At 62.8% G+C, this 5738-nt stretch carries 6 protein-coding genes; 1 reads left to right on the forward strand and 5 read right to left on the reverse strand.

What is annotated here, in order from left to right; all coding sequences use genetic code 11:
• The 3 genes from ACK1VC_RS03660 to ACK1VC_RS03670 all read right to left on the reverse strand — a co-directional run.
• Nucleotides 1-637, reverse strand: a 637-nt coding sequence (locus tag ACK1VC_RS03660; protein ID WP_449117851.1) for a GNAT family N-acetyltransferase, incomplete at its 3' end; no start/stop codon positions are given.
• Nucleotides 638-644: 7 nt separating this feature from the next.
• Nucleotides 645-1091, reverse strand: coding sequence for a GNAT family N-acetyltransferase (locus ACK1VC_RS03665; RefSeq protein WP_016489864.1), 447 nt, complete (start codon nt 1089-1091; stop codon nt 645-647).
• Nucleotides 1092-1103: 12 nt separating this feature from the next.
• Entirely contained in the window at nt 1104-1733 is a 630-nt protein-coding gene (locus tag ACK1VC_RS03670; RefSeq protein WP_191087112.1) for an FMN-binding negative transcriptional regulator, read from the reverse strand.
• Nucleotides 1734-1823: 90 nt separating this feature from the next.
• Here ACK1VC_RS03670 and pdxR point away from each other — a divergent pair, with 90 nt between their 5' ends.
• Nucleotides 1824-3353, forward strand: coding sequence for a MocR-like pyridoxine biosynthesis transcription factor PdxR (gene pdxR / locus ACK1VC_RS03675; protein WP_070086518.1), 1530 nt, complete (start codon nt 1824-1826; stop codon nt 3351-3353).
• A 31-nt stretch (nt 3354-3384) separates the two neighbouring features.
• Here the strand turns inward: pdxR and ACK1VC_RS03680 are convergent, their stop codons facing one another.
• Both ACK1VC_RS03680 and ACK1VC_RS03685 read right to left on the reverse strand, forming a co-directional pair.
• Nucleotides 3385-4488: a polyamine ABC transporter substrate-binding protein gene (locus ACK1VC_RS03680; protein WP_016489861.1), complete on the reverse strand. Its 1104-nt coding sequence runs from the start codon at nt 4486-4488 to the stop codon at nt 3385-3387.
• On the reverse strand, nt 4488-5531 hold the full coding sequence (locus ACK1VC_RS03685) for a histone deacetylase family protein (protein WP_023047761.1): 1044 nt from the start codon (nt 5529-5531) through the stop codon (nt 4488-4490). Before ACK1VC_RS03685 ends, ACK1VC_RS03680 begins: the two co-directional genes overlap by 1 nt.
• Between the last annotated feature and the right edge of the window lie 207 nt (nt 5532-5738).

Here is a 5738-nt window from a genome sequence, read left to right on the forward strand (position 1 = left end):
GCCCCTCGGGCCGCTGATTTTCCTGGCCCAACCACCGCTCGAAGCCGGCAGCCACCGCTGGCCATTCATCATCGGTAATCGAATACCACGCCGTATCGCGGTTATGGTCCTTCACCACCAGGTGCTTGCGGAATACGCCTTCGTAGACGAAGCCAAACCGCTCCGCTGCGCGCTTGGAGCGGGCATTGGCGTTGTTGCACTTCCACTCCAGCCGACGGTTGCCCAGTTCGAAGCCCAGCTTGCCGAGCAGGTACACCGCCTCGGTGCCCTTGGGGGTGCGCTGCATGGCGGCGCCGAAGGCGATGTGGCCGATTTCAATGCGCCCGTGGTCGGGCACGATCGACATCAGGCTGAGAATACCCTGGGCCTGGCCGCTGGCGCGGTCGATTACGGTGTAGAACAGCGGGTCGCGCCCTGCGGCGTTGCTCTGCAGCCAACGGTCGAATTCGGCCCGCTCGGTGAACGGGCCATAGGGCAGGTAGTCCCACAGCACTGGGTCGGACGTTGGGCCTTGCAGCACTTGCCAGAGGTCGTCGCCATGGCGCGCCGGGTCGAGCTTTTCCAGGCGGATGAAGCGGCCTTCAATTGGCTCGGCCTGGGGCGTTGCGGCGGGTTTCCAGTTCAATGCGTCTGTCATGTTCGGCCTACAAGCCTTTGCGGAATTGGATGAAGCCCGACCGCTCGGCAACCTGCTGATACAGGCTGATGGCGGTGGCATTGGTTTCGTGGGTCAGCCAGTGCACCTTGATGCAGTTGTCGGCCTTGGCTGTGGTGTAGACGTGCTCGATCAGCTGGCGACCAATGCCCAGGCCGCGCTGCGAGCTGTCCACGTACAGGTCCTGCAGGTAACAAGAGTTTTCGATGCTCCAGTTGGAACGATGGTAGATGAAGTTGACCATCCCCACCGCCTTGCCATCGACCCAGGCCAATGCCGCATGGGTTGGCTCGCTCGGGTCGAGCAGGCGCTGCCAGGTGCTGAGGCTGACTTCATCGGCCAACTCGGTTTCATAGAAGTGCAGGTAGGCCTGCCACAGGGCGAGCCAGGCGGCATGGTCTTGGGCGCCGACAGGGCGCAGGGTAACGCTGGGCATGGGGCTATTCCTTCAGGGTTGGCGCATGTGCGCTGCGAGTTGGTTGTCCAGTTGATCGGGGCTGGCGGCCAGCCCGTCACGCACGCCGGCGATATCTTGCGCGGAGCGGTTCTGGCTGAGCTTGCGCGCACCTTGCAGGCGGGCGATGGGCAGGCGGATACCGACGATGGCGCGCAGCATGCCCTCGATGTAGTCGGCAGGGGCGTCGGTGACTTTCCACGGTTCGCTGCGACCGTGTTCGTGGCGATCGGTCAGGCGGCTCACGATGGCGAGCAGGGGCTCGGCTTCATGGATGACTTCGGCCGGGCCATACGCGTGGACGGCCAGGTAGTTCCAGGTCGGCACCACTTTGGGGTTATCGGCTTTGCTCGGGTAGTAGCTGGGGCTGACATAGGCGTCGGCACCGGGGAAGACCAGCAGGGCTTCGCTACCTTGTGCCAGGTCCTGCCATTGGCGGTTGGCCCGTGCCAGGTGGGCATAGACGGTGCCGAACTTGCCCTCGGTGATATCGACCAGTACCGGCAGGTGTGTGGCCAACAGGCCTTGGTCACCTTGGCTGACCAGCACGGCCAGGCGGGTGTCGAGCATGTGCTGGTGCAGGCGGCCGAGTTCGAGTTCCTGATGGGGTTTGCTGTTGTACATGCTCGGTTTCCTTGTGCAGTGGAGCCATCCTAGGCAGGCTATTGGTTCTGGGTAAGAGCCATTAATGCCTGTTTTCATAGGTCCAATGCCATGAATGATAGCCCCCTCGTTTTGCCTTTCGACCCTTCCGGGATCGCCCTGGACCGCCGCCGTGGGCTCAGCCAGCAGCTGTACCAGGCGCTGCGCGCGCGGGTGCTGGACGGGCGCTTGAGCAGCGGCACCCGGCTGCCGGCCACCCGCGAGTTGGCCACCATGCTGGTGTTGTCACGCAACAGCGTGGTGCGGGCTTACGACCAGTTGTACGCCGAGGGTTACATCGAAAGCCGTGTCGGCGATGGCACCTATGTAAGCCGGCTACCAAAACTATCCACACAAGTATCCACAGGGTTATCCCATGGGTTATCAACAGATTTATCCACAATTTCAGAAGAATATACTGAGGATTTATCCAGCCACCGACGTTCAAGCGAAGCTTTGCGGCGTCTGAAAACCCATCACTTGTCGCCACCAAGGAGCGGTCAGCCGCGTGCTTTTCGCGTTGGCATTCCAGCATTCGACCTGTTCCCGTTTGACGTCTGGGCCAAGCTGCAGGCGGGTTTCTGGCGTAACCCGACCCCCGCTCAACTCGGTTATGGCAACCCGGCTGGCGAGCCGATGCTGCGCGAACTGATCGCTGCCTACTTGCGTCGCTCGCGCGGGCTGAATTGCATGGCTGAACAAATTGTGATCACCAGTGGCGCGCAGCAGGCCATTAGTCTTTGTGCACAGTTGCTATTAGAGCCGGGCGACGGCGTAGCTGTGGAAAACCCGGGCTATCGGGCGGCCGGTCACGCCTTTGCAATGGCGGGTGGCCAGTTGTGCGGCGTACCGGTGGATGGGGAGGGGATGGATTGCAGCCGGCTTGGGCAACTGAAGGATTGTCGGATGGCCTATGTGACGCCTGCCCACCAGTACCCGACCGGGGTGACCATGAGCTTGGCGCGCCGCCTGGAATTGCTGGCCTGGGCTGACCGAAACGATGGCTGGATCATCGAGGACGACTACGACGGTGAGTACCGATACAGCGGCGCGCCCTTGGCCCCGTTGGCGGCCCTCGACCGGCACGGGCGCGTGCTGTACGTCGGCACCTTCGGCAAGATTGCCTTCCCGGCGCTGCGCCTGGGCTACCTGGTACTCCCGCCGCAGTTGGCGCAAGCGTTCAGCCAGGGCAAGGCGCTGGCGGTGAGGCATTCAGAGGTGAGCAGCCAATGTGTGATGGCCGAGTTCATGGCCCGCGGGCACTTTCAGCGGCACATCCGGCGCATGCGCAAGGCGGCGCTAAGCCGGCGCAATGTACTCAAGGCAGGCTGGCCTGAGGATATTCCCGGTTTGGGCGCCATGCCGGCAGTGGCGGCCGGGCTGCATGTGAAGGTTGATGTGGATAACTTTGCGCGCGAACAGGAACTGGTGGCCAAGGCGGAAGCGGTGGGAGTGGAGGTTACGCCGCTGAGTAATTTCTGGTTGACGGACAGCGAGGTGCCTGTGGATAAGCGAGCGGGGCTGGTGCTGGGGTTTGCGGCGGTGCCGGAGGGAGAGATTGCCGAGGCACTGATGAAACTGCGAAAGGCCTGGAGAAGGTGAATGGGGCCGCTGTGCGGCCCACGGCGCTATATCAGGTGCCGGACTTGATCCGCGTCCAGGCCCGGGTCCTGGCCCGTTCGGCATCCCGCGCAAGTGGCTTGAGGGTATACAGCTTGGCCATCGCCTCCGCAGTCGGGTACAGGTTGGGGTTGTTGCGAATCGCCGGGCTTACCTTGTCGGTCGCATCCTTGTTCGGGTTGGGGTACCCGACAAAGTCGCTGATCGGCGCAATCACCTCCGGCCGCAGCAGGTAGTTGATGAACGTATGGGCGTCTTCCGGGTTGGCCGCGTTTTTCGGAATCGCCAGCATGTCGAACCAGATCGGCGCGCCTTCCTTGGGCAGGCGCATGTCCACCACCACGTCGTTCTTCGCCTCGCGGGCGCGGTTTGCGGCCTGCGAGAAGCTGCCGCTGTAGCCCACTGCCACGCAGATGTCGCCATTGGCGATGTCTGCCATGTACTTCGAGGAATGGAAGTAGGTGATGTAGGGGCGAATCTTCAGCATCAGCGCCTCAGCCTTCTTGTAGTCGGCCGGTTTGTCACTGTTCGGTGGCAAGCCCAGGTACTGCAGGGCCAGTGGCAGAATCTCCGAAGGCGAGTCGAGCAGGGCCACGCCGCACTGCTTGAGCTTGGCAATGTTCTCTTCCTTGAAGATCAGGTCCCAGCTGTCGACCGGCGCGTTGTCGCCGAGTGCAGCCTTGACCTTGGCCGGGTTGAAGCCGATCAGCACGGTGCCGTACATGTACGGCACGGCAAACTTGTTACCCGGGTCGTTGGCCTCGATCAGTTTCATCAGCGCCGGGTCCAGGTGTTGCCAGTTCGGCAGCTTGCTGCGGTCTAGCGGCTGGAATACCCCGGCCTCGATCTGCTTGGCGAGAAACACATTGGAAGGCACCACCACGTCATAGCCGGAGTTGCCGGTGAGCAGCTTGGCCTCCAGTGCTTCGTTGGTGTCGAAGATGTCGTAGATCAGTTTGACGCCGCTGTCCTTCTGGAAGTCGGTCAAGGTCTGCGGGGTGATGTAATCGAACCAGTTATACACACGCAGGGTGCGCTGCTCGGCTTGGGCGTGCAGGGCACCGGTGAACAGGGTGGCAGCGATGAACGGGGCGAGCAGACGCTTGAGTCGGACCATTACCGGGCTCCTGGCTGGGCGCGCTGGAAGCCTTCCAGCACATTGACCGCGTTGATACCGATTTCTTCCACAGCGTAGCCGCCTTCCATCACGAACAGGGTCGGCTTGCCGAGCTGGCCGATGCGCTTGCCCATTTCCAGGTAGTCCGGGCTGTCGAGCTTGAACTGCGAGATGGGGTCGTCCTTGAAGGTGTCCACACCCAAGGAGATGACCAGCACGTCGGCGTCATAGCTGGCGATGCGCTGGCAGGCGTCTTCCAGCGCGGCGCTCCAGGCGGCCCAGTCGCTGCCGGCCGGCAAAGGGTAATTGACGTTGCAGCCCTCGCCGGCACCTTCGCCGGTTTCGTCGGCATAGCCGAGGAAGAACGGGAATTCGTCCTGCGGGTCGCCGTGGATCGAGGCGAAGAACACGTCGTCGCGGCTGTAGAAGATGTCTTGGGTGCCGTTGCCATGATGGTAGTCAACGTCGAGGATGGCGACTTTGCGCCTGCCCTGGTCGAGGAACGCCTGGGCAGCGATGGCGGCGTTGTTCAGGTAGCAGTAGCCGCCCATCACTTCACCGGCGGCGTGGTGCCCTGGCGGGCGGCACAGTGCGAAGGCCGAATGGGCGCCTTGCTGGATCGCTGCCTGGGCGGTAAGGGCGACCTGGGCGGCGCTGTAGGCCGCTTGCCAGGTGCCGGCGGTGATCGGCGCACCGGCATCGAAGCTGTAGTAGCCCAGTTCACCGTGCAGGCCGGTGGGCTTTACCTGGCGCAGCGTGCGTGCAGGCCAGGTGAAAGGCAGCAGGTCGCCTTCCTGGCCCAATGCTGCCCAGCGTGCCCAGGCGCCTTCGAAGAAGTCCAGGTAATCGGCGCTGTGGACGCGCAGCAATGGCGCCCGGCCGAAGTCGGTCGGGCCCTGGATATCGCCGAGGTCGCGCTTTTTCACCTGGTCGAGTACATGGTCGGCACGCGAAGGCATTTCGAAACAGGGCATCAGCTTGCCGTCGATCAGCTCGCAGCGGCCATGGTGCAGGCGGTGGTCATCGGAATAGATCGTCAGCATTGTTGTTCTCCGGTGGGTACTGGCGTGGGTCCATTGTCATGGGCGGGTCAGTAGCGGAGAACGACGCAAGTGGCCAAAAGGGGATCGATCTGGCCAAGCTCTCTGGTCGTGCTTTCCTGTGCCGGCCTCTTCGCGGGCTTGCCCGCTCCCACAGGTATCCCAAAGTACTCGGGACTTGTGCAGTTTCTGTGGGAGCGGGCAAGCCCG

The organism is Pseudomonas sp. XP2, assembly GCF_053557975.1.

Excerpts from the sequence above, each read along its gene's own strand:
- ACK1VC_RS03665 (WP_016489864.1), bottom strand. The coding sequence starts at position 1,091 with ATGCCCAGCGTTACCCTGCGCCCTGTCGGCGCCCAAGACCATGCCGCC.
- ACK1VC_RS03670 (WP_191087112.1), bottom strand. The coding sequence starts at position 1,733 with ATGTACAACAGCAAACCCCATCAGGAACTCGAACTCGGCCGCCTGCAC.
- pdxR (WP_070086518.1), top strand. The coding sequence starts at position 1,824 with ATGAATGATAGCCCCCTCGTTTTGCCTTTCGACCCTTCCGGGATCGCC.
- ACK1VC_RS03680 (WP_016489861.1), bottom strand. The coding sequence starts at position 4,488 with ATGGTCCGACTCAAGCGTCTGCTCGCCCCGTTCATCGCTGCCACCCTG.
- ACK1VC_RS03685 (WP_023047761.1), bottom strand. The coding sequence starts at position 5,531 with ATGCTGACGATCTATTCCGATGACCACCGCCTGCACCATGGCCGCTGC.